Source organism: Amycolatopsis sp. NPDC034160 (assembly GCF_055575355.1).
In genome coordinates this window covers 232,111-255,560 of the sequence record NZ_JBVISU010000003.1, presented here as the reverse complement: position 1 = coordinate 255,560, position 23,450 = coordinate 232,111, and the positions used below count along the sequence as shown (strand labels likewise).

At 70.2% G+C, this 23,450-nt stretch carries 17 protein-coding genes; 8 read left to right on the top strand and 9 right to left on the bottom strand.

Going from position 1 to position 23,450, the window contains the following annotated elements; all coding sequences use genetic code 11:
• Positions 1-108: 108 nt before the first annotated feature.
• The gene (locus ACZ54P_RS09620; RefSeq protein WP_465461089.1) at positions 109-945 is read left to right on the top strand and encodes a DUF4097 family beta strand repeat-containing protein; all 837 of its coding nucleotides are present in this window, start codon (positions 109-111) and stop codon (positions 943-945) included.
• 742 nt (positions 946-1,687) lie between these two features.
• Here the strand turns inward: ACZ54P_RS09620 and ACZ54P_RS09615 are convergent.
• The gene (locus ACZ54P_RS09615) at positions 1,688-1,813 is read right to left on the bottom strand and encodes a hypothetical protein (protein WP_465461088.1); all 126 of its coding nucleotides are present in this window, start codon (positions 1,811-1,813) and stop codon (positions 1,688-1,690) included.
• Positions 1,814-1,893: 80 nt separating this feature from the next.
• Entirely contained in the window at positions 1,894-2,643 is a 750-nt protein-coding gene (locus ACZ54P_RS09610) for a nucleotidyltransferase domain-containing protein (protein ID WP_465461087.1), read from the bottom strand.
• Between the two features lie 110 nt (positions 2,644-2,753).
• Here ACZ54P_RS09610 and ACZ54P_RS09605 point away from each other — a divergent pair, with 110 nt between their 5' ends.
• Positions 2,754-3,230: a TspO/MBR family protein gene (locus tag ACZ54P_RS09605; protein ID WP_465461086.1), complete on the top strand. Its 477-nt coding sequence runs from the start codon at positions 2,754-2,756 to the stop codon at positions 3,228-3,230.
• Here ACZ54P_RS09605 and ACZ54P_RS09600 read toward each other — a convergent pair.
• Positions 3,223-4,536: a type VII secretion protein EccE gene (locus ACZ54P_RS09600; protein ID WP_465461085.1), complete on the bottom strand. Its 1,314-nt coding sequence runs from the start codon at positions 4,534-4,536 to the stop codon at positions 3,223-3,225. The genes ACZ54P_RS09605 and ACZ54P_RS09600 overlap by 8 nt on opposite strands.
• Positions 4,537-4,664: 128 nt before the next feature.
• On the opposite strand from ACZ54P_RS09600, the gene ACZ54P_RS09595 reads away from it, so the two are divergent.
• Genes ACZ54P_RS09595 through ACZ54P_RS09580 form a run of 4 tightly spaced genes read left to right on the top strand, consistent with a single transcriptional unit; the run spans position 4,665 to position 11,093 of the window.
• A complete protein-coding gene (locus tag ACZ54P_RS09595; RefSeq protein ID WP_465461084.1) occupies positions 4,665-6,809 on the top strand; it encodes a fibronectin type III domain-containing protein in 2,145 nt (714 codons plus the stop codon).
• Positions 6,806-7,759 carry an AAA family ATPase gene (locus ACZ54P_RS09590; protein WP_465461083.1) on the top strand — a complete coding sequence of 318 codons (954 nt, stop codon included), beginning with the start codon at positions 6,806-6,808 and terminating at the stop codon, positions 7,757-7,759. The genes ACZ54P_RS09595 and ACZ54P_RS09590 overlap by 4 nt, the downstream gene beginning before the upstream one ends.
• 2 nt (positions 7,760-7,761) lie before the next feature.
• The gene (locus tag ACZ54P_RS09585) at positions 7,762-8,919 is read left to right on the top strand and encodes a DUF58 domain-containing protein (RefSeq protein ID WP_465461082.1); all 1,158 of its coding nucleotides are present in this window, start codon (positions 7,762-7,764) and stop codon (positions 8,917-8,919) included.
• Complete coding sequence (locus ACZ54P_RS09580) at positions 8,916-11,093, top strand: transglutaminase TgpA family protein (RefSeq protein ID WP_465461081.1); 2,178 nt, start codon at positions 8,916-8,918, stop codon at positions 11,091-11,093. The genes ACZ54P_RS09585 and ACZ54P_RS09580 overlap by 4 nt, the downstream gene beginning before the upstream one ends.
• Positions 11,094-11,159: 66 nt before the next feature.
• On the opposite strand, the gene ACZ54P_RS09575 is transcribed toward ACZ54P_RS09580, so the two are convergent.
• Positions 11,160-12,584, bottom strand: coding sequence for a serine/threonine protein kinase (locus ACZ54P_RS09575; protein ID WP_465461080.1), 1,425 nt, complete (start codon positions 12,582-12,584; stop codon positions 11,160-11,162).
• Between the two features lie 102 nt (positions 12,585-12,686).
• Between ACZ54P_RS09575 and eccD the strand changes: the two genes are divergently transcribed.
• Both eccD and eccB read left to right on the top strand, forming a co-directional pair.
• On the top strand, positions 12,687-14,087 hold the full coding sequence (gene eccD / locus ACZ54P_RS09570; protein WP_465461079.1) for a type VII secretion integral membrane protein EccD: 1,401 nt from the start codon (positions 12,687-12,689) through the stop codon (positions 14,085-14,087).
• A gap of 4 nt (positions 14,088-14,091) precedes the next feature.
• Positions 14,092-15,525 carry a type VII secretion protein EccB gene (gene eccB, locus ACZ54P_RS09565; protein ID WP_465461078.1) on the top strand — a complete coding sequence of 478 codons (1,434 nt, stop codon included), beginning with the start codon at positions 14,092-14,094 and terminating at the stop codon, positions 15,523-15,525.
• A 574-nt stretch (positions 15,526-16,099) separates the two neighbouring features.
• Here eccB and ACZ54P_RS09560 read toward each other — a convergent pair.
• Genes ACZ54P_RS09560 through eccCa form a run of 5 tightly spaced genes read right to left on the bottom strand, consistent with a single transcriptional unit; the run spans position 16,100 to position 23,407 of the window.
• Positions 16,100-17,233: a hypothetical protein gene (locus tag ACZ54P_RS09560; protein ID WP_465461077.1), complete on the bottom strand. Its 1,134-nt coding sequence runs from the start codon at positions 17,231-17,233 to the stop codon at positions 16,100-16,102.
• Between the two features lie 10 nt (positions 17,234-17,243).
• The gene (locus ACZ54P_RS09555; RefSeq protein WP_465461076.1) at positions 17,244-17,660 is read right to left on the bottom strand and encodes a hypothetical protein; all 417 of its coding nucleotides are present in this window, start codon (positions 17,658-17,660) and stop codon (positions 17,244-17,246) included.
• Between the two features lie 10 nt (positions 17,661-17,670).
• Positions 17,671-19,041, bottom strand: a complete 1,371-nt coding sequence (locus tag ACZ54P_RS09550; protein WP_465461075.1) for a hypothetical protein — start codon at positions 19,039-19,041, stop codon at positions 17,671-17,673.
• A gap of 9 nt (positions 19,042-19,050) precedes the next feature.
• Positions 19,051-19,431 (bottom strand): hypothetical protein, encoded by a 381-nt coding sequence (locus ACZ54P_RS09545; RefSeq protein WP_465461074.1) that lies wholly within the window; start codon positions 19,429-19,431, stop codon positions 19,051-19,053.
• Positions 19,421-23,407 (bottom strand): type VII secretion protein EccCa, encoded by a 3,987-nt coding sequence (gene eccCa, locus ACZ54P_RS09540; RefSeq protein WP_465461073.1) that lies wholly within the window; start codon positions 23,405-23,407, stop codon positions 19,421-19,423. Before eccCa ends, ACZ54P_RS09545 begins: the two co-directional genes overlap by 11 nt.
• Positions 23,408-23,450 lie beyond the last annotated feature (43 nt).

Below are 23,450 nucleotides of genomic sequence, written 5' to 3'. Positions count from 1 at the left end.
GTGACGTGTCAGCCCGGTGTCAGTCCTGTCAGCGAAGGTGGTCACAACGAACCGCCGCGCAGAAACTCCTTGAGCGGCAACGGGATCACACGACAAGGGGACACCGTCATGACCGCATTCACCACACCGGAACCGATCACCGCCACCCTGACCACCGCCGGGGCCCTGGTGCGCGTCGCCGCGAGCGAGCGATCGGACACGGTGGTGCGCGTCGAGCCCGTCGACGGCGCGAACAAGTCGAACGTGAAGGTCGCCGAGGGCACCAAGGTCGCCTTCTCCGACGGCGAACTCTCGATCAAGACGACCAAATCGGGCGACAAGAACGGTTCCGTCGCCATCACGATCGAGATGCCCGCCGGATCCAGGCTGATCCTGAACTCGGCGACCACCGACGTGCACGCCGAAGGCCCGCTCGGCGCCTGCGAGCTGAACACCTCCTCCGGCCGGATCCGGCTCGACCGCGTCTCCGCGCTGCGGGCGAACCTCGCCGCCGGAGCGGTCGAGATCGGGCACATCGCCGGAACCGCCGACATCGAAGGCGGCTCGGCCGGGGTGCGGATCGGCGAGGTCGGGGGTGTCGTCAAGTACGAAGGCTCGACCGGAAACGTCTGGATCGGCCACGCCCGGTCCGACGTCGAACTCGGCGGCTCCGGCGGCGGCTTCGACATCGATCACGCCGAGGGCGACGTCCTCGCCACGACGGGCAACTGCCCGATCCGGATCGGCCGGATGACCCGCGGGCAGGCGAACCTGACGAACGCCGGTGGCGGCATCGAGGTCGGCGTCAGCGAAGGCAGCTCCGCCTTGGTGGACGCGAAGAGCACGAAGGGGACGGTGCGCAGCACCGTGCCCGTGCAGGACCACGGCCGATTCGACGAGCAGGTGAAGATCCACGCCCGCACCCGGCTGGACGACATCGTGATCCACCCCGTCGCGGTCGCCTGAGGGGGTCGGACTGCTCTTGACTGTCCACAAGGGACGCAGTTCGAGACCATGGCACCCGATTTAAGCGCTTTGTTCGGTTTCGCGACGGGGTCGTGGGTGGCGAATCGGGTTCTATTGAGGGGTAAAGCAAAGGTGTCATGTTCGGGAGGGGGCCTGTGACGTTGGACGTCAGGCTTCGGCACTGGGCGGTGGCGTCCCGAAGGTGTCGCGAAAGCCACTTTCAGGACATGTGATGTCCTGAAAGTGGCTTTCGCGACACATCCTTGAGGGCTGGGGGAGGCTGGTCAGAGCGGGGAATCGGGAGACGGGCATGTCCCCAATGCGGCATTGGAGACGGTCAGCGTCCCCAATGTCACAGTGGCGGCATCCGGCCGCGGCGCGAACAAGCCCGCCCGTAACACGACACGTTTGCCTTACCCCTCAATAACCCTCGATGCCACTCACGACCCCGCGCAGATCAGGGCATGGCGGCACGAATCGGGCAATCGATCGCCAGGGTGCGTCCTTTGTGGACCACGATGCCTGGTCGGTGTCCCGAATCAAGCCTGCCGTTGTGACTGGTGGTGTGGCTGAGACTTGATGGCGGCGGCCAAGTCCGTGAAGGACTCCCTGAGGGACTCGGCCGGGCCGTCCACAAGTCGTGATCGGCACGAGCTTGATCGACGGAAGACTGGGGACGTTGAGTGTCCCCGATCTTCCGTCGATCAACCCTCACGGAGGCCTTCACGGACTTGCGCAGGACTTACTGGCAGGCTTCGCAGTCGGGGTCGTCGATGCGGCAAGCGGCGCCGTCGGTGAGCGGGAAGTCGAAGTCGTCGAGCGCGGGGACGGCCAGAGCGGTTTCTTCCGGCATGGCGGTGGCGGACATGTCACTCCCTTGGGTACGAACGGGTCTCATCTCTCTGTAGCGCTGAAGATCGCGGGTCATTCCGTGACGCGCGCCACAGTTCAGGCGGCGGCCTGGAACAGCGCTTCCGCCTCGTCCACCGCTCGGGCGAGAACGCCCGGATCCGCCCGCAGACCGGTGACGATCGCGTCGATCTCGCGTAATCCCGCCCGCCGCAGCAGCCGTTTCTCGTTGGTGACCCACTCCCCGCGGGCCGCCAGTACCGCGTGCGCCGTTTCCATGGCGGCGGTGGCCAGCGCGCCCGCGACCTCCGTGGCCTGCCCTCGCGGGACGAAGGCGCCTCGGGTGTAGCGCAGCGTCAGTTCCGCTCTGCCCCGCCACATCGCCGGAGCCGTCTCGCGTAACGCGTCCGGGTAATCAGGCCGCGGCAGGTCACCGCGCAGCACCCGGTTGACCGCGAGTTCGGCGACCACCAGGTAACTCGGGATACCGGCGAGGTGGAACATCAACGGCTCCCAGTGGAACCGGCCCTCCCGGGCTTCGGCGAGCTGGTGTTCGACGACGTCGAGGTCGCGGTAGTGGACGTCGACGTGCCTGCCGTCGATCGTCAGCCAGGCGCCGCCGTTGAACACGCCACCACCCCAGGCACCGATTTCGGAGACCTCGCCGTCCCATCCGGCGGCGCGCAGTTCCGCCGGATCGAAGCCGCCGCGGTAGTAGACGGCGAAATCCCAGTCGCTGCCGGGATCGTGCGTGTTCTGCGCACGTGATCCACCGAGGGTGACGGCGTGCACGGCGGGCAGCACGGCCAGCTTGTCGGCCACGTCGGCAAGAAAGGTGTCGTCGCTCATCGCGACACGATCTTAGAGACGGCCACGGCCGGACGCGACGCGTTTTTGAGCGCGCGAGACACCGCCCACGGCCGTACGCTCGAAAAACACGCGAGAGACGGGAGCCGAGGATGACCACGATCCCCCAGCGACTCCGCACGCCACTGGCGTTGCTGCCGTTCTTGGCCGCGGTCGCGGTGGCCGCACTCGTCGGCGGGCTGGCCGCGGCCGACGCCCGCGCTGTCTACAGTGGACTCGACCTGCCGACGTTCGCGCCGCCCGCTTGGCTGTTCGGTCCGGTGTGGACGGTCCTGTACCTCGGGATCGCGGTGTCGGGCTGGCTGTACTGGAAATCCGGCGGCGACCGCCAGGGCCTGGTCTGGTACGCGGTGCAACTGCTCCTGAACGCCGTGTGGACTCCGCTGTTCTTCGCCGCCGGCGCGTACGGCATCGCCTTGGCCGACATCGTCCTGCTCGACGTCGCCATCGTCGTCACCGCGCTGCACTTCCGCCGGTCTTCCCCGGTTTCGGCCGCGTTGCTGCTGCCGTACCTGGCTTGGACGTGCTACGCGACCGCGCTCAACATCGCGATCGTCGCCCTCAACTGACCCCGATCGGCAACGTGGCAGCCACCCCCCGGGCGTGCCTGCCGTCGAGCCGGTCCAGGGTGAGCCCGGCCCGGCGGGCGGCGAGTTCCAGGTCCCGCGTCGCGTGGTCCACCGCACGGGCTCCCGCAGCGGCGACCCGGATCGTCGCACTGACCCGGGGTTCGGGCTCGGCGGCGCCCCGGCGCGCGGTCACGGCGAGGGTCACCGCCGCCCCCGGGGCGGCGGCGAGCAGGCGGCCTGACAGTTGTGCCGCGAGCACGGGTGACAGCGAGGCCCAGCCCTCGATCCGGAACGTCGCCTGGCAGATCGGGCCGCTGTGCCAGAACCGCCATTCCTCCCGGATCCGCGCCCGGCCCGCCGTGACGTGCGCCAGCGACGCGAGCGTGCCGAGGACCTCGTTCTCGGCGAGCGCCCGCACCGGCAGCCCGTCGCGCCGGAGCTGACGCCGCACGCGCCGGACCGTGTTCCCGAGTGCCTGCCGCACATCGGCGTCACGGTGGACGTCGACCGTGCGCAGCGCCTGCAGCGCGACCCAGCCGCGTGGTGGCCGAGAGCGGTCCGCGCCGGTGTGCTGGATGACCTGCACGGCGGCGTCCGAAGTCTGTTCACCCGGCGGCAGCAAAGTTTCCGGTGACGGCATCCGCCGCTCGCGAGCGGCGGATTTCGGGTGCAGCACCGCGGTGATCCCGTCGGCGCGGCTGACCATGAACACCGTCTCGTCGCCGATCTCCCCGGTGGTCCCCGCCGCTTCGGGCGACAACAGGAGCAGCAACGCCCTGCCTGCCTCGCCCGCGTTCCGGAGATCCCGGTCACGGTCGCGCGTCAGGTATCCCGACGCCGAACCGAGCCATTCGTAGAGCCAGCGTCCGCGAACCCGCACCGCCGTGAGCGCGACGGTCACCACCGCCGCGGTGCTCACCGCAGCCGCCAGCGGCCATGGCCGCCCCGCCACCAGGACGAGCGCGACGAGGACGAGTTGCCAGCAGACGATCTGCGGTACCCCGATACCGCCGAAGCGGCCGGCACGCCGGACCGGGGCAGGCACAGGCGGATTCGAGGGCGGTGCCGCGTGCACCGGTGGCGGACCGGGTGCGGCGGCCGACCAGGACGGCCGTTGCCCGGTCTGGCGAGCGGCCGTCAGCGCGGCGAGTGCGGCCTCGCGCGCCGCGGCCCGTGCGGCGGGCGCGGCGTAGGCGAGCGGGTCCGCCAGTGCGACGGGCCGCGGTACGGCCGGTGCCTGCCGGGGAAGCGGCGGGGGCGGCGCGGCGAACCGCCCGCTCGTCCTGGCCGCGCCGGGATCGGACATCGTCGAGCCTCCTCAAGCAGTGTCCGCCTGAGCGTGCCGGGCGAACATGAGGTTTCGATGACACGTGGCGCCAAGCCCGGGACAGGCTGTTTCATCGAAATTTCATGGTCGGTCACTAGCTTGATCGCGTGAACACCGAGGAGCAGGGCACGAAGCGGTTCAGCGTGGTGGCGCGGACCCGGGCGGCCGTGGCGCTGGTGGTCGCGGGCTGCCTGGCGCTGGTTGGCCTGGCCGTGACAGGGCAGGCGTCGACCCCGGACGGGCTGGAGTTCGTCCAGGTCGGTCACTGGGTCTACAACGACGCCGCCCAGTCGGCGTTCCACGTCGACGGCTCGACGAACCGCGTCGACGCGCGCGCGAGCGTGCCCGGCGCCGAACGCGGCAGCCAGGTCGTCCAGGGGGACGATTCGGGTTACGTCGTCGAGCGGAACCGCATCACGGAGTTCGACAAGGCGACCTTGAGCGTGGAGGAGTCCACTCCGCCGCCCGCGCCGGAGACGCCGTTCGTGCTGGAGATCGCGGGTGGCCCGTACCTGGTCTACCGCAACGCCGGCCAGATCGTGCGGCTCGGCGACCCGACCGCGACAGTGCCCGCAGGGGGGCCACTGTCCCGGCCGGTCGCGACCGCCGACGGCACGGTGTGGGTGCACCGCGTCGACAACGGCTCCCTGTGCGAACTGCCCAAGGGCGCCGCCGTCCTGACCTGCACCGCGCATCTCCCGCCGGGCCACGCCGGAGGACTCACGCTGGTCGGCGACCGGCCGGTCGTGCTCGACACCACCGGCGACAGCCTCCACCGGGTCGGCCCGGGCGGGCTCGGGGAGGGTCTTCCCCTCGGCATCAAGCTCTCGCCGTCGGCGCAGGTGGCCAACAGCGCGGTCGGTGACCGGCTGGCCATCGCCGACCCGGAGCGCAACCAGCTCCACCTGATCGACGTCAGCGGCCTCGACCAGGACCGCCCGGCCGCGAAACCGATTTCGGTCGAGCTGACCAAGGGCAGCCGGTTCAACGGCCCGGTCTCGTCGTCGAATGTCGTCGCCATGGTCGACGAAACCCGCGGCGAGGTGCTGACCTACGACGGCGGCGGCACGCTCAAGGCCACCACGAAGGTGCCCGGCCAGGGTGCGGCGCCGAGGCTGACGAAGGGCGAGGACAACCGGATCTACGTCGACAGCTCCGACGGTTCGCATGTGCTGGTCGTCAACGGTGAAGACGGCAAGGTGCTCGACGTCGACGTCGACAAGGCCGCCAACAGCCAGACCGCGGGCGAGCCGCAGGCCAATCCGGAGCCGCAGCCCGGCAACGAACCGCCCACACAGCAACCACAGCAACCTCACCAGCCGCAGGCGCCTCCGCCCACCCGGAAGCCCGTCCTGCCACCGGTGGCGAAAGCGACCCCGCCCGGCGCGCCGCGGAACGTGGGCGCGACCGCCGGGGACGGTTTGATCAAGGTCTCGTGGAGCCCGGCCGCCGACAACGGCGCGCGGGTCACCGGCTACCGGCTGACCTGGTCCGGCGGCTCCATGCGGGTCGGCGGATCGGCGCGCGGCGCCACCGTTTCCAGGCTGGCGAACGGAACCGCGTACGTCATCACCGTGGCCGCGGAGAATTCGGCGGGTATCGGTGCGGGCGCCAGCGCCCGGGGCATCCCGGTGCCGGCGGGCAAACCGGCCGGAGCCCCGGTCGTCACCGCGAACGCCGGCGCCGACGGCAAGGTTTCGGTGAGCTGGACCAAACCCGACCTCCGGGGCGGCACACTGGTCCACTACCTGGTGAGCGCCACGGGCAAGGGAGAGCGCACGCTGTCGGGCACGTCCACGGAATTCACCGGGGTCACCGGGGCGGCCACCGTCACGGTCCGCGCGGTCACGAAGTTCGGTTCGGGACCCACCCTCACCGGCGCCGCCGGCAGCAAGAAGGTCACCGTGGCGGTGGCTTCGGGGCCGCCGACGATCACCATCACGCAGGTGCGGGGCAAGGACACAACGCTGTTCGTTTCCGTGAAGGCCGACGGGAAGGGCGCCCCCGCGACCTGCACCGCGGAATTCTTCGAAGAGACCAAGCCCACGGCCTGTTCCGGGGCCACGACCCTGTCCATCACGGAAGCCGCCTGGTTCGGCGCCATCACGATCACAGCCACCATCAAGACCTCCGCGGGCACCGCCACGGACTCCTGGCGGGGTGTGCCGACGGTGAACGGCGGTGCGCTGTTCTGGCTCGGCCCGCTAGCGTTGGTCGGCTTGCGCCGACGGAAGGACAAGGAAGTTCTGTGACACTCACACCCAGGGTCGCCTACGAGCAGATCGCCGAGAACGTGCAATCGGTGGTGCGCGGCAAGCCCGAAGTCGTCCGCCTCACCGTGGCGGCGCTCTTCGCCGAGGGACACTTGCTGATGGAGGACGTGCCCGGCGTCGGGAAGACGACGATCGCGCGCTGCCTCGCGGCCAGCATCGGCGGCCGCTGGAACCGCATCCAGTTCACCCCCGACCTGTTGCCCGGCGACATCACCGGCGTGATGGTCTACCACCAGAACAACGAGCGGTTCCAGTTCCACCCCGGCGGGATCTTCGCCAACGTCGTGCTGGCCGACGAGATCAACCGCGGTACGCCGAAAACGCAGGCCGCCCTGCTGGAGGTGATGGCCGAGCGGCGGGTGACCGTCGATTCGGTCAGCCAGGTCGTGCCGCGGCCGTTCCTCGTGGTGGCCACGCAGAACCCGATCGAGCTGGAGGGCACCTACCGGTTGCCCGAAGCCCAGCTGGACCGTTTCCTCATGCGCATTTCCGTCGGCTACCCGGATCTCGAATCGGAGATGCGGGTGGTGATGGGGGACTGCGCCGGGGTGACCCCGGACGAACTGAAGCCGGTGCTGAGCATCGAGGACGTCCAGCGGGTGATCGACGAGGTCCGGAAGTCCCATCTGGCACCGGAAATCGTCAACTACGCGGTCCGGCTCGCCGCGGCGAGCCGGTCGCATCCGGACGTCCGCTACGGCGCGAGCCCGCGCGGCAGTATCGCGCTGATCCGGGCGGCACAGGCACTCGGCGCCACCTACGGCCGCGACTTCGTCACCCCGGACGACGTCAAGGACGTCGCGCACCCGGTACTCGACCATCGTCTCGTGCTGACGCCCGACGCGGAACTCAACCAGCGGCGGACCGCCGAGATCGTCGACGAACTCCTGGGTGCGACAGCGGCTCCCATGGCCGCGATGGGGCGGTAGACGTGCGGCTCACTCGCCGCGGCGTCATCGTGCTCGTCTGCGCCGCCGGGTTCTACGCCGTCGGCGAGCTGGCCGGGTACACGTTCTTCCGAGCCTTCGCCGGGATCGCGGCGGGCGCGGTGCTGATCGCCTTGGCCACCACCAGGTTCCGGCCGCAGGTGGAGATCGGCCGGACCGTGCGGCCGGACCGGGTCGAGCGCGGCAAGCCCGCGCTGGCCTCGCTCGTCGTGCGCAACACCGGTGCGCGCCGGCACGGCGGATTCGCCGCGGGGGACGGGATCGGCGCCGAAACGCATCGTTTGCGCGTCCGCCCGCTCGCTCCCGGCACGGAAGCGACGTACCACTACGAACTGCCGACGACGACCCGCGGAAAGCTGCGGGTCGGCCCGCTCGTGGTGCACCGCCCGGATCTGTTCGACCTCGCCCGCGGCGATCAGACCGTCGGCGGAACCGCGTGGTTGTGGGTCCACCCGCGACGGCACGCGATGCGCCCGGCGCAGGCAGGCCATCCGCGACACCACCACGAAGGCCCGATCACGGACCCGCCGCTGCGTGGTTCGGCGGATCTGCGCGCGGTCCGCGAGTACGTGGTCGGCGACGAGGTCCGGCATCTGCACTGGAAGGCGAGCGCCCGGACCGGACGGCTCATGGTGCGCGAATACGCCGATCCGGCCCAGCCGCGCTTCACCGCCGTACTCGATACGCGACGCGCCTCGATGAACCCGACCATCTTCGAAGAGGCTGTCGAGGTGGCGGCCTCGTTGTGTTACGCCTCGGCTTCGGCCGGACAACACTGCCGCCTGATCACCGCGACGGGCGCGGACACGCTGACCGACAGCGGGGTGCGCGCGGCGAGGACGTTGCTGGACGAACTCGCGCTCGTCACCCAGGACGCCGCCGACGACGCGCCGCTGCTGCCGTCGGTGCTGGCCGCCGCCCCCCGCCCCGGTGGCGTGCTGGTCGTGATCACCGGGCCGGACGCCGACCTCGGCCACGCCGCCCGCTGGCAGCCGGACACGGTGTTCCGGCTCGGTGACCTCAGGCCGTCGGCAGGCTCCGGCGGATTGATCGTCGCGGTCGACGCCGCCGGTGCCGCGGCACGGTGGAATTCAACTCAGGGGAATTCAACTCAGGGGAATTCCTTGGCGGGGACGGCATGAGCGCGGGATTCGACCGGCTCGCGGTCGCCGGGCTCCTCGGCGCGACCGCGGTCGCCGGACTGCTGTTCGCGCCGGTGTTCGGCTGGAAGTCGTTGCTCGTTCCGGTACTCGTGGTCGCCATCGTCGGCTACGGCTGCGTCGAACTGACCGCCAAGTTCCCGAAGCTGGCTCCCTACCGGCCTTTGCTCGTGGCGTTGCTCGGTATCCTCGGCTTGATCGAGACGGTGCTGGCCCCGACCACGCTCGCCTTCCTGCCCACGGCGGCTTCGTTGCGGGGGGTGGCACGCGGATTCACCGAGGGCTGGCAACTCACCCTGCAGTCCACCTGGCCCGCTAAGCCGGTCCCGGAACAACTGCTGTTCGTCCCGCTGACGGTGTTGCTCGCCGTCGTACTCGGCGTGGAATTGGTGCTGCGCCTGAAGAAACCACTGGTGGCTCTGGTACCGAGCCTGGCGGTCGCCGGGCTCGCCCAGGCGTATCAGGCGTTGACGGGTGTCGTCGCGGTGGCGGCGGCACTGGGGTACGCGTTGCCCGCCGGGCTTCTGCTGTGGACGGGCAGACGCACCTTGGCGGTGAGCAAGGCTCCTGGTGGACCGCGGTTCTCGTGGCGGATGACGGGATCGGCGGTCTGGCCCGCCCTGTCCACTGCTCTCGCCCTCGTCGTCGGAGCCGTCGCGCTCGCCGGACTCGATCCGGTCGGCCGTGATCCGCTGACCCTCAAGGACACCCAAGCCGCGCCGCCGCCGCGGAACAGGCTCGGCAATCCACTCGACGAGATCGCCCAGCGGCTCACCCGACCGGACGAGGAGGTGTTCCGCTATCGCAGCGACATCCCGGTCGACCAATGGCGCCTGATCGTGCTGAACGGTTTCGACGGGGTGAACTGGCTGGCCGATTCCCGGTTCCGGCGGCTGGGCGCGGGCCTCGACGGCGCACCCGAAGGTGTGGCGGGCTCCGCCGAACTGCGGGTGCGCGGACTCGCGGGACCCTGGCTGCCGAGCCACGCGGATCTCACCGGCGTCGACGGACTGACGCCGCTGGTGGACCAGGACGCGGGCACCTTGCTGATGGACTCCCCGTCGGCGGGTCCGGCACGGGACTACCGGCTCAGCTGGTCCTCGCCCGAAGTCGACCTCGGTGCGGGGGAGGTCGACGCGCGAGCGCCGGGTGGTCTCGGCGGTCTCGGCGCGGTGCCGCCGGAGGTCGAGCAAGTGGCCAAGGACGCCGTGCGCGGTCTGCGTCCGACGTTCCAGTCCGCGTTGCAGCTGGAGCGTTTCCTCAGCAAGAACTATCAGGTCGCGGTGGGCAAGGAGGATCTGCCGACCGGGCACGGCTGGCCGCAGTTGAGGCACTTCCTGCTGGAGAGCAAACGGGGGACGAGCGCACAATTCGCCTCCGCGTACGTGGCCTTGGCGCGGATGAGCGGAATCCCAGCGCGGCTGGTCGTCGGATTCCGTGGTTCGGCGGAGACCGACGGCGGGATGAACGTCGTCCGCAACCGTGATGTCCTGGCGTGGCCCGAAGTCGCTGTCGAGGGCGCGGGCTGGGTGGCGCTCGACCCGACCGCCACCGCGGGCAGGGCGGGACAGGATCAGGCGGGCCCCGGCAAGGCGGTCGCCAAGGCGAGGGCCCAGCTGCCGGCCGAACGGGAACTACGGCCGCCGCAGCTGCCGCCGGGCACCCCGCCGGACGCGCCCGAAGACCAGAACGCCGACGCCGGCGCGGGCTGGTGGTGGCTCGCGCTCGCCGCCGCGATCGTCCTTTTAGGACTCTGCTGGCTCGCCGGTGTTCCGATCGCGAAGGCCGTCCGCGCTCGCCGACGTCGCCGCCGGACCGGCGAGGAGGGCGTGCTCGGCGCCTGGGACGAGATCCGAGACCGGTTGCGCGCGCACGGCGTGCCGTTCCGGATCGGGATGACCCCGCGCGATCTCGCCGAATCGGCGGGTTCGCTCGCCGGGGAAGGGATCCGCGAGCCGGTCGCCAGGCTGGCCAAGGTGCTGGACGTGACGCTGTGGTCCGGGGTACCGGTCGGCGACGGCGCCGTCCGGCGGGCCTGGCAGGAGGTCGGCGAGGTGCGCAAGGGGCTGGCCACCAGACCGTTCGCGGCTCGGGTGCTGGCGGCACTCGAGCCGCGGACCCTGGTGCCGGTCAAGGGTAAGAAAACGCGCGAGTGAGTCCGTGAAGGCCTCCTTCCCTACTCTCAAGGTAGGGAAGGAGGCCTTCACGGACTTCCGTACGCGCTAGGGATTGCAGCGCGCGCCGCGGATCGGGACCGGGTCGGTGGTGTAGACGTGACGGCCGTCGGTCGCCCTGAGCTGGAAGCAGTACCGGCGCGCCGGGTCGACCGGCACGTCCATGCCGCGCTGGCGGTGCGCGACGAGCTGTTTCGTTTCGAGCCGCTCGCCCGCCATGATCACCACGAAGTCCAGTTCGCCTTCCGCCGTCCAGGTCAGCTGCACGTGATCGCTCTGATCCTGCGGCGGGGCGAGCGCCAGCTTGACGTCCGGCGCGGGTGCGGAAGCCGGTGACGGCGGCGGGATCGCGGCCGCCAGCGGGACGGCCTGCCCGCCGATCTCCGCCGGGCCGAGGACCAAGGGGACCACGGCCAGTCCGGCGAGGAGTACCGCGGCGCCTGTCATCACGACGGGCCGCCAGGGAATCTCACGTTCACGCTTGAGGGGACCGCTGAACTCGCGGATCAGGGTCCGGCCACCCGCCGGCGGGGCTTGCACCACCCGGACGGGCTGGAGCTGAGGGGCCGACGGAGCGGCGGCGACCGGCCGGGAAACCTCGGCGAAGTCGTCGAACTCGACGTCGACTTCCTCTTCTTCGCTTGGCAGTCCAGGGGATCCTCCGGTGACGACCTCGCCGCCCGGTTGGCGCAGCTTCGTGAACAGCCGCGCCAGTGACGCCACGTCCTGCGGACGGTCGGCCGGTTCCTTGGCCAGCAACCGGAGAATGGTCCCGGAAAGTTCCCTCGGGACGCTCGGGTCCTGGATCGGTGCCACCGGTTCCCGCAGTACCTGAAGGATCCGTTCGCCAGGCTGCTGCCCGGTGTGCCGGGGGAACGGCGGCGCACCGGTCAACGCGGTGTAGAGCACCGCGCCGAGTCCATAAAGGTCGGAGGTGGCGGAAAGCGTGTCGTCGCGCAGGGTTTCCGGTGCGGTGTACTCGACCGCGTACATCGGATCGCGCGGGAACCGCCGCCGCAGTGCCACCGAGAAATCGGCGAGCACGAACTCGCCGGAAGCGCGGTACAGCACGTTGTGCGGGCTGACACCGCCGTGCAGGACGTCCGCTCCATGCGCCGCGGCGAGCGCCGACGCGATCGCGGCGCCGAGCGCGAGCACGTCGGAAACCCCCAGCCGGGTACCGGAATCCAGCAGTCCGGCGAGTGAACCCGGGCACAGTTCACGGCGGATACCGCTGCGGCCGTCGGGATAGGCCATGACGTCGTCGATCCGCAGGATCGACCGCGTCGACCGCACGGCGGCCAGCGCCTTCCGCTCGCGTTCGAGCCACGCCGAGGTCTCGCGGTCGAAGGAACCGGGGAACATCTTGATCGCGAAGTCGTTGCCCGTAGCGGGATCCCGCCCCGCGTAGACGGTCGCGACGGGGCCCTGCGCGAGCAGCCGCGGTCCGCCGACTCCTGTCTCGATGCTCATGGCTCCATTGTCGCGCAAGAAGGCCGCTTTCGGCGCACTTTCCCGGCGGCAGGTTCCTGCCGAAGCGGCCCGCCGGGGCGGTCGGCGGCGGACCCTTTTCCCATGCAGACTGCCGGCCTGGTCAGGGTCACCATCACCACTCCGCACCGGCGCATCGACATGGCGCTGCCGGAACACGCGTCCGTCGCCGAAATCCTCCCCGGCCTGCTCGCGCGGGCGGGGGAGGGGTCAGGGGTGGGGGCGAGTCTTGCCGACGACGGCGTCGCCGGCGGCGGCTGGCAGTTGCGCCGCGCCGACGGGACCGCTTTCGATCTGGACCGGACGCTGGGCGCGCACCGCGTCCGGGACGGGGAGATCCTCCATCTGACACCGCGCCGCGCCGAATGGCCGGAGCCCGAGTACGACGACCTCGTGGACGCGATCGCCACCGGTTCCGGCCGCACCGGCAAGGCCTGGGGGCCGCGGCATACGCGCCACGCCGGGCTGGCCACCGGTGCGCTGGCGATGCTCTTCGGTCTGGTCGCGGTACTGCGTGCCGGGCCGCCCTGGACGTCCCCGGCGGCTTGGGCCCTGGCGGTTTCCGCGCTGTTGCTGGCCGCGGGTGTCCTGCTCGCACGGGCACTCCGCGACGCCGGGGCCGGGGCGGTACTCGCCGCCGTCGCGCTTCCGTTCGCCTTCACCGGCGGCGGTCTGCTGCTGGCCGGCGATGATCCCATCGGCGCGTTGTCCGCCGGTCATCTGCTGCTGGCGAGCGCGACGCTGCTGCTCGCCGCCGTCGTCGGTCACCTGGGGGTGACCGCCGCGCCGGAACTGTTCGCGGGGGCGGCCACCGTCGGCCTGCTCGGCGTGCTCGGCGGCTGGCTGGCCACGTTCGACGACCTCGCGGGCTATCGTTCGGCGGCCGTGATCGGCGGCGGCGTTCTCGTGCTCTCGACCACGTTCGCGCCGCTGGCCCTGCGGCTCGGCCGGGTGCCGATGCCGGTGCTGCCGCGCTCGACCGCGGACCTCGTCCGCGACGATCCCCAGCCACCGCTCGATCTCGTGCACGCCGCCGTGGCCAGAGCGGACGCGCTGCTCACCGGAATGCTGGGCGGTGCGGCGATCGTCGTCATGTACTGCCAGCTGCGGTTGATCCGCAGCGACAGCGAGGCGGCGGTCGTCCTCGTGGCCCTGCTCGCGGCCGGATTCCTGGTACGGGCGCGGTTGTACCCGATCCTGCGGCAGCGGCTTCTCCTGCTGGCGACCGGGCTCTTCGGCGCCGGGTGCCTGCTGGCCGGTCCGCTCATGGCGGACCGTTCGCTGCTGCTCGTCCTGGCCGGACCGCTGTCACTGGCGGTGGCCGCCGCCGTGGTCGCGTCCGGCGTCGTGCTGAGCACACGCGCCGCGAACCCGTATCTCGGCCGGATCGCCGAGTACTTCGAAATCCTGGTGACGCTCGCCATCGTGCCGGTGGCGTGTTCGGTGCTCGGTCTGTACGGCTACGTACGCGGACTGGGGGGCTGAAACCGTGGCTTCCAAACGAGATCAACTGCAGGCGTACCAATTCCTGGTGCAGCGCGCGATTTCCGCGCTCGTCACCAGGGAGACCGACCCGGAGCAGCCACCGTTCCGCCGCCCGTCGGGAGCCGCGTTCGCCGGTGTCGCGCTGGCGATCGTGGCACTGGCGTGCGTCGGGGTGTACGGGATGATCGTGCCTGGCGGGAACAACGCCTGGCGCAAGGACTCCGCGGTCATCGTGGAAAAGGAGACCGGCACCAGATACGTCCACCTGGACGGCAGACTGCACCCCGTCGCCAACTACACGTCGGCGTTGCTGCTGCTCGGTCAGCACGGCACCACCGAACGGGTTTCGCGCGATTCGCTCGCCGGAGTCCCGCGCGGACCCCGGATCGGCATCGCCGACGCGCCGGACGCCTTGCCCGGCCCCGAAAAACTGCTCACCGGCTCGTGGTCGCTGTGCTCCGCACCCGCGAGCGATCTGGCGGGCAGCCGGATCGAGGAGTCGGTCCTGCTGGCGGGCGCGTCGCCGTCCGGCGGCGCGGAACTGGGGGATCAGGCGCTGCTGGTGGAATCGACGTCGACCGGCGACCGGTTCCTGGTGTGGCGCGGGCACCGGCACAAGATCAACGACTACGGCGCCGTCGGGACCGGCCTCGCGCTCACCGCCGAACCGTGGGCGCGCGTCGGCCGGGCGTGGCTCGACGTCCTCCCGGAAGGCACGCCGATCGGCCCGCTTCCCGTTGCCGCGGCAGGGGAGACGTCCACCGCGGTGCCGGGCCGGACCGACATCCGCAACGGGATGCTGCTGGTGGTCCAGACCTCCGGCGGCGGACGGCAGTACTACCTCGCCGAACGAGACGCCCTGCGGCCCATCACCGAACTGCAGTACGACGTCCAGCGCGCGAGCGCCCAGATGATGGCCGCCTATCCCGGTACCGAACCGAAAACCGTGCCGCTGCCGCCGTCGTTGGCGACCATGTCGCGGCAACTGGACCCGATCCAGGCCGATGCGGGCGCGGCTCCGCCAGCCCGGCCGGTGATCGCGCGCCTGCGCGACCAGGACGCCACGGTGTGCGCCACCTTCGGCGACTCTGCCGCGGCACCTTCCTTGACCGTCGATCCCGCCCTGCCGCCCGCGGATCCGATGTCCACCACCGCCCGCCGGACCGCCGCCGGGACCCCGCTCGCGGACCGCGTCCACGTGCCGTCGGGCAGCGCGATCGTCGTCGAGGCGATGCCTTCGCCTTCCGCGGCAGTGGGAACGCTCACCGTCGTGACCGACATGGGGCGCCGCTATCCGCTGGCCTCGCCGGAAGTACTGAAGATGCTCGGCTACCCGTCGGCGCGTCCGGTGCGGCTTCCTGCCGGGTTGGTCGCGCGCCTGCCCGAAGGCCCGAGCCTCGACCCCGCTGCCGCACGGCGCCAGACCCTCGGCGGCTGACAGAGGTCGTGAGTGGCGATTCGGGTTCTAACCCGAATCGCCACTCACGACCACCTGCACGGGCGGGATGGTGGCTTGGGTGACGTGGCGCCGTACTCGCGTGAGACCTGAAAAGCACACATCCTAACCCCCATCACCACCCGAGTGCGGGGTTCAGGCACGCGAGTTCCGTCTCTGAGCACGCGTGTTACGCCTTCGCCCTGTCCCTCACCCCGACGAACAGGCTCGCCCGCAACCATGACACGGTTGTCGTTCTTCTCAATAACCCGAAACGCCACTCATGACCTCGCTCTCTCGGAACGAGGTCGTGAGTGGCGATTGGGGTTTGAGAGGTAACTCGAACGTGGCGTGTCCTGAAGGGCCCCGTTGAGACGTTGAAGGTCTCGACGGGGCCCTTCAGGACATCGCGCTTCGACGCTGGGGCGGAGATCTCCCCAACTGTGTCGCGAAAGCCACTTTCGGGACATGTGGTGTCCCGAAAGTGGCTTTCACGACATGGGTCGGGGACATGACCGGCTCCCGACCGCGCTGCTCGCCCGGCAGCGGGAATGCCCCCTCCTTCACGTACTTCGGCTCAGCGCCGTCCGTGCGGCAGTGTGAACCCGGCGTCCTGCGTGCCGTTGGCGGCCCGGCCGCGCAGCTTCGCCGGAACACCGTCGCTCTTCCCGGAGGAAGCCCGACGCGAAGAGCCATTCCGTCCCGTCGGTTGGTCCTTGGACGACGGGCGAAGCGTGCTCGCCGTGTTCTGCCCACCGGCGTGCGGCGGTGACATCGGCGACATCGGGCCGGCCGCGGCCTTCGTGCCGGAGGTCGTCGCGACCCCCGGCTGAATTTCGGACGCCAGGCTGGGTGCCTTCTTCGTCCCGACCGGCTTGGCCGCCACCGGGAGCCCGCTCAGCCCGCCCGCCGCGCCGATACCGCCGAGCAATCCCGTCGGCACCGGCGGTGCCCCCGAACCTCCGGGCAGCACACCGAGGGCGGGGACCGCGCCCGCCGCGGTCGGCAGCGGTGCGAGCCCGGCCAGCGAGATACCGGAAGATCCGTCATAGCCGGGAATGTCCGGCAGCTTGACGTCCGGGAGGGTACCGCCGCCGACACCGGCCGATTCGGCCAGTCCCTGCACCTCCGAAAGCGCGTTCATTCCCGCCTCGGCAGCCTTGATGAAGTCGGCGGGGGAGTTCCCTTCCGCGGAGGCCTGCGGCATCTCGGGCATCAGGTGATCGGGCTGCTGGATCCCGGATGCCGCAACGACCTTGAGCATCGACATGTCGAACTGCGCGCCGAGCGCGGTCATCCGCGCGCCCGACGCTTGCTGGAAGAGCGGAGCGGCCCACGCGGTGAACGGGGTGGACAACGCCTCCAGGTACTTCCCGTGCAGCACCGCCACTTCCTGCAGGGTCTCCTGGATGCCGCTCGCGAGCGTCGTCAGGGTTTCGGCGGGCTGGGCCAGATCGATGCGCTCACCCCAGAACCGGAGTTCGGCGAGCGAGCGCTGGGCCTTTTCTTCGTGGGCACGGCCGGCGTCGTCCTGCCAGGTCGGCGACAGCTCGTTCACCCGAGTGTGCAATTCGGTCGTGGCGTTTTCGATCCAAGCGCGGGATTCGGTCCACATACGCGCCGCGTCGGTGAGGACCGCGATGTTGGCCTGCTCGGCGGTGATCATCGCCAGATGTGCCTCGATCGGCAGCAGATTGTAGGGAACAGCCATGATCAGCTCCTCAGACCACGCTCTGCGGGGCGTCGCCCGCGGGCCGGTCGGCCGGTTCTTCGGTGGTGGACGGTTGCTGTTGCCCGGAACCGGCCGTCTGCTTGACCAGGTCGATGCCCTGTTTGAGCACCTTGGTGGCGGACGTGGCCAGGGCGAGGGCGCTGGTGACATCCGCCGCGCTGTAGGTGAGCGCGGCGGTTTTGACCTTCGTCGAGTCGGTGACCATCTCCTCCGTCATCTTCGTCATGAACGCGGCCATACTCGCGGTGGCGGCCTTGTCGAGCACCGACATCGCGATACCTTCGAAGAGACCGGCCACATTCACCGGTGTCCCCAGCCGGGCGAGTGACGGCGGCATCTCCGGGGCGGTGAGCTTGCTCGAATACGCGCTCATCGACTCGGTATCCGCGTTGATTTGATCGGGCATCTACCCCTCCTCACTGTCCGGCGCGGTAGCGCGGACCACTGTCTTCCTGGTCGACCTGCCACAGCTCTTCGTCGAGCAGCTGGACCGTGTCGTTCTCGCGGTCCCAGCGCCGGGGCGCGGGAGCCGGTTCGGTGGCGCGCTGGACGGGACGGCCGCGTCCGGACCGGCCCGGCAGCGAAACTCCCGGCGTCGTACCGGGTTTGCGGTCGCGGGACCGTCCGGTGGCGGCGTGTTCGGCGGCGCCGGGTTTGATCCCGCCTCCGGTCCTCGCTCCGCCGTGCTGTGGTTGCTGTTGCGCCGGTGGCATCGCGCCCGGGCTGCCGGAGGCGCTCGCGCCGCTGGAACCCGTGGTGGACAACGAAGTCACCGGCGGGAAGGCGGTGCTGCCGGTGCCTCCGGGTGAAGTGGGGCTGACCGGCACGGCCGGAGAGCCCGGCCCCCCACCCACACCGGCGGAACCACCGACGGGGCCCACACCACCTCCGGCGAGACTCGGTAGGCCCGAAGCGCCGTCGCCGATCCGCGCGAGCTGCTCCGCCGCCGTCAAAGGGGACGAGAGCGGGTCGCCAGGGCCGAGCGGATCGACCGGGTCGAGTGGCAGCGGGCTCGGTGAGCCCGATCCGCCGCCCAAGAGTTGTTGTGCCGACTGCATCGCCTGACTCAGCGCGTCCAAAGCACCAGGCGCGGCTTCAAGGGCGTCCTTGAGCGGATCCGTCGCCTCGGGTGCTTCTTTTTCGTTCGGCGTGGGCTCTTTCGGTCGCGGATCGGTGGGTGACGGTGCGGCATTGGGAGAAGCCGAGGCGGGAGCAGCGTTCGAGGCGGGCCCGGGGTTCGTGGCCGGCCCCGGCTGACCCTGCCGGGACGTGGCGGCCCGCGGGCCTGTCCAGTCCACGCCGACGGCGCCCTTCATGCCCAGCGCCGCGGCCTCGAACAGCGGAGCGAGCTTGGTGATCTCGCCGGCGATCTTCCCCTCGATATCCTGCCGCTGCTTGCCTTTCTCCTCGTCGGACAGTCCGTTGTAGTGGATGACCAGCCGCTCCGCGGCGCGCTGGGCCGCCCATAACCCGCTGTCCAGTGCGCTGATGGTGTCGAACACGTTCGACGTGGTGACATGTTTGCCGACGGTGATCCTTTCGCCCGGGTCCGTCCAGGACCTCATGGTGGCGAGGTCCGTGTTCACCCTGGCAAGGAATTGCCGTCCGGCCGCGTCCGGCCAGCGGTCCTGCGTGACGAGCTGATTCGCCTGCTGGTGAAGGAGCTTCGCCTGCTCGCCGATCCAGGTTCTCGCCTCTCGCCACAGCCACGCGGTGCTCACCAGTTTGGGGATGTGGCCTTGCACCTCGGCGTAGATCCGCTGGTACATCTCTTCGATGGAAGCCATGGGATCTCCTCAGCGCCGTCCGGCACGCGGGTCGAGCAACCGGGGATCGATCGGGGGTAGGTCGTCCTTGGGCCGCGTGACGAACGCGGTCAGGATCTCCTGCCTGCCCGCCTCATCGGCGCGGAGATAGTTCGTGGCGGTCTGCTGGACGAAGGAGGCGTAAGCCGCGAATCCCCGCTCGACCGCCGTGATGAAGGTCTGGACCGCGGGGATGGTGGCGTTCTCCGCGTGCGTGAGGTGGATGCAGAGGTCGTCCAGACCACCCGGGCACGGTGTCGACTCTTCGATCCGGGAAATGGGGCTGACCGGGGTCGCCTCGATACTGGCCATGATCCGCGACGCGAACTCCCGCATGGCGTCTGTGTCGCCCCTGATCTGGTCACCGCTCATCGTCACTCCTCAGGTCGTTTTCGGTCATCGCGGGCAGCCAGGCGAGCTGCACGAGGTCCTTTTGGCCGCGGCGGTCCACCAGCCAGCCGCGTCCCGGCGGCAGGACCTGCGCCCGCATTCCGCCCAGCAGCGGGCCTTCGTCACGGTCGCCGGACATCATCAGGCCGGGCGTACCGACTTCCCGGAGCCTGCCGAGGAAAGGCTCGAAAAGTCCTCGGCCCGCGCCCCCGGTGCGGCGGGCCAGCACCACGTGCAGGCCGATGTCGGAGCCCTGCGCGATCAGCGGCAGCAACGCCATGAGCGGATGCTCCTTGTGCGTGGCCACCATGTCGTAGTCGTCGACGAGGATGAAGATCTCCGGCCCCTGCCACCAGTTCCGCTTCCGCAGTTGCTCGGGCGTGACGTCCTGGCCGGGAAGTCGTTTCCTCAGCGCCGTGGCGGTTTCGGCGAGCAGACGGCCGCTGCGCTCGTCGTCGGTGCCGTAGCCGAGGAGGTGTTCCTTGCCCACTTCGCCGAGCAAGCTCCGGCGATGGTCGATCAGGATGACGCGGGCTTCGTCGGGCCGGTAGGCCTTCTGGATCCGCTTGGCGAGCACGCGGAGGAACGAGGTCTTGCCGCTCTGGGTGTCCGCCAGGACGAAGAAGTGCGGGTCGGTGGCGAAGTCGAGCCGCATCGGCGAAAGATCGCGTTCGTGGATCCCGACCGCGAGTCCCGGCTCTTCGCCCTCCGTGCCGTCGGTGGCGGGAAGTTCCTCGTAGGGAAGGATTCCGGGCAGCAGCCGGACCGAAGGCGCGGGCTCGCCGGGCCAAGCCGACGTCACCGCTTCCACGAGGGCGCCGAGGCCGTCGGCGAGGTCGCCCGCCTCGGTGACGCCGTCGATCCGGGGCAGCGCGACCAGCATCTGATGCCCGCTCATGGCGATTCCGTGCCCTGGCGCGTCGGCGGGGACGCTCATCGCGGCGCGCCGGTCGATCACGGAGTCGATGGGGTCGCCGATCTTCAGTTCCAGCCTGCTGGCGAACAGGTCCCGCACGTTCATCCGCAGATCGAACGAACGCGAGCAGCCGGCCACGACGTGCACGCCGTAGGAGAGGCCGCGAGCGGCGATGTCACCGACCGTCTCCTCGAGTTCGGCGAAGTCGTTGCGCAGGGTCTGCCAGCCGTCGATGACGAGGAAGACGTCGCCGTGCCGTTCCGCCGGGAACCGGTTTTCGGCCCGCAGCCTGCGATAGGTGGCGATGCCGTCGATCTGGTGCTCGGCGAACATGCGTTCCCGCTGGGCCAGGATCGTCGCCACCTCGGCGACCGTCCGCCGGACGGCACCGGTGTCGAGCCTGCCCGAAACGCCGGCGACATGCGGCAGGGTGCCGATCGACGCGAGTGTCCCGCCACCGAAATCGAGGCAGTAGAACTGGACTTCCCTTGGCGTGTGCGTGAGCGCGAGGCTGGTGATCAGCGTGCGCAGGACCGTGCTCTTCCCGGTCTGCGGCGCCCCGATGACCAGTACGTGCCCCGCGGCGCCGGTCAGGTCCAGAACCAGCGGGTCGCGTCGCTGTTCGAACGGCCGGTCCACGATGCCCAGCACCGGCCGCAGGGAACCGTTCGCCCCGGCGGTGAGTCCGCGCACGGGATCCGCGACCAGCGGTGGCAGCAGGGCGTCCAGGGTCGGCGACTCCGACAGCGGTGGCAGCCACACCTGGTGGGCCGGGGTGCCCTGCCCGGCCAACCGGTCGACCAGGATGTCCAGCAAGGTCTCGCCGACGGCGTCGTCGTCCGGTTCGGTGGTCTCCTCCGGCTCGACGGCGAAGTCCTCGGCGACGTAGGCGGTGGTGTACTCCCGCAGCACCAGGCGTTCCCCTGGCGTAGTGACCACGCCACCGCCGACGGCACGCTGGTACACGCCGGAAACGTAGGCGGAGCGGAACCGGTCCATCTGCTCGGTCCCGACCTTGAGGTAGCCGTGCCCGGGGGCACGCGGGAGTTTGAAGGCGTCGGTGACCCCGAGCACCGCCCGGCTCTCCATCTCGGAGAACGTACGGAGCCCGACCCGGTAGGAGAGATGGGTTTCCAGGCCCCGCAGCCTGCCTTCTTCGAGGCGTTGCGAGGCGAGCAGGAGATGTACGCCGAGCGAGCGCCCCAACCGTCCTATTTGGACGAACATGTCGATGAAGTCGGGCTTGGCGGACAGCAGTTCGGAGAACTCGTCACAGATCACCAGCAAAGTCGGTACTTCGGGCAGCGGAGCGCCCGCCGCCCTTGCCTTCTCGTATTCGCGCAAGGAGTCGAAGTGGCCCGCCGCCCGCAACAGTTCCTGGCGGCGGATCAGCTCGCCGTTGATCGCGTCGGTCATCCGGTCGACCAGGTGCAGTTCGTCGGCGAGATTCGTGATCACCGCGCTGGTGTGCGGCAACGCCTCCAGCCTGGCGAAAGTGGCGCCGCCCTTGAAGTCGACCAGCGCGAAATTCAACGAGCTCGGCGGATGGGTGACCGCCAGTGCGAGGACCAGTGTGCGCAGCAGCTCGGATTTGCCGGAACCGGTGGCCCCGATCAGCAGGCCGTGCGGTCCCATGCCATCCTGCGCCGGCTCCTTGAGATCTAGTTCGATCGGGGCGCCGTCGGCCTGGATGCCGAACTGGACCCGGAGCCGGTCCCGGTTCGGCCTCGGCTCCCAGGTGTCGGCCGGATCGAATTCGTACGGATCGCCCAGTTCCAGCAGTTCCGCCAGCCCGAGTTCGGTGCTCATCGGGGCCTCGCCCCGCAATCCCGCGGTCAATCGCAACGGCGCCAGCTGCCGGGCGAGCCCTTCGGCCGCGACGGCTCCTAACCGGTCCGCCTTGCCCAGAGGCGCTTCGCCGTCGATCGTCTCGCTGAGGAGATCGCCGGCTTCGTCGACGGCGAGGACGACGGTGGTCCGGTCCAGCGCCCTCGGCGGCATCGTGGTCAGGTCGACGACGGTCACCCCTTCGACGCCGCCCCCGGTCATGAGATGGGAGGACCCGGCGACCGCGCCGCCGTCCAGCACGACCACCAGATGCGGTCCGGGCAGCCGGACGTCCGATTCGGGATCGAACCGGGGCCGCTTGGCCAATTCCTCCTCCAGCATCGATTCCAAGGCCGGGATACTCGGCGCCACCAGGCGGAGCGGGCCGAGGGCGTCCGAACGCTCGGGATGCAGCGCGTGCGGCAGCCACTTGGTCCACTCCCAGTCCGCGCGGCGCTCGTCGTCGGTGCAGACCGCGATCCGCAGATCGTCGGGAGAATGCAGGGTGGCCAGCTGACTCAGCGTCGCGCGCAGCATGCCGAGGGCGGCGTTCCGGTCACCACGGAGATAGACCCGGCTGAAACCGTTGATCGCGATGGCGATCGGCAGTCTGTCCACAGTGGAGTAAACGGTGATGAACCGGCGCAGCGCCAGCGCCGACAGCGGCTCGAGTTCTTCGAGCGGTTTGGTGTCGGGCGTGACCAGGGTGATTCCCGGACTCTGCGCGCTCAGCCCGATGCGGGCGACCCCGAAGTCCGGATCCTCCTTGCGGCGCTCCCACAACCGGTAACTGCCCGCTAGGGACCACAACGAAGCCGGATCCGGGTGGAGGTACTCCATCGCCTCGCGCTGCTTGCGGATCGAACGTCGCAGGCGCAGCCGATGCTGGGCGAGATGCCGCAGGTACTTCCGGCGGGCATGGCCCATTTCCCGTTTGCTCGGGCCGCCGCCCTGGAGGAACCCCATCACGACCATGCCGAGCATGCCGACGCCCATGATCCCGTAGATGGCGAACCGCATCGACCCCGCCATGCTGCCGGAGTACATCAGCAGCATCCCGGCCGTCATCGCCACCATCGGCAGCACCATCAGCACCTGGGCCCACTGCCGCGCGGGCGGGGGCGGGATCTCCGGCGGCGGCTGAAGGATCAGCTCACCGGACGGCATCTCCGGGCCCGGCCTGCGGAGGGGGCGCTTCACCACGACTGTCGACACGCCATCGATCGTCGGCCACCACGGTGATCCCGTGGCCGGGCTG